The following is a 603-nucleotide window of genomic DNA, read 5'->3' on the forward strand; positions in this document are numbered from 1 at the left end:
ACTGAAAGGTGGGTTGTGGCTACCAAGAATGTACCTAGAGAAGTTAGTCCTCAATTATCGGCATGCAAATTTGTCCGAAGAACAGCAGCATGATGAGTTAACATGCAGAGAAAAACAGATTCTAGAGCTACTTGTGTACGGCATTTCAAATCAACAAATTGCTGCAAGGCTTTTTTTATCTGAAGGTACAGTGAAAAGCCATATATACAAGTTGTACAAAAAACTCGATGTCCATTCTCGTCATGATGCGGTTAAGTTGGTACGAATGAACAATGGCTTAACCGCAAGAAGTTAAGTTGTAAAGCATACAAACCATTGATTAATGATTTTTTGATTTAAGGGTTGACGTGTCAGACAGGCATATCGTAGAGGTGATAAGGTCACATCCGCAACATTGGTGAGAAAAGGTTTAGGATATCTCAGGGTTCTGCTCGATATTGATAACTTAGAATGCATAGCACTCGCATTTTGAGAACATTTTGGTTTGATAATTAATTTCAAGGATATGCGTCAAGATAAAGTGTATATAAACGCATGACTTTTGCAACATAAAGGCGCGTTTCGGGAATTGGTAATTTCTGTGTGAGTTCAAAATATAGCGCT

General features: G+C 38.0%; 1 protein-coding gene. It reads left to right on the forward strand.

All coding sequences use genetic code 11. The annotated features are described in order from the left end of the window. On the forward strand, nt 1-295 hold a 295-nt coding region (locus tag R7P74_RS27775; RefSeq protein WP_318123892.1), incomplete at its 5' end, for a response regulator transcription factor. Nucleotides 296-603 lie beyond the last annotated feature (308 nt).

The sequence above is a fragment of the Vibrio sp. 2033 genome, assembly GCF_033339735.1.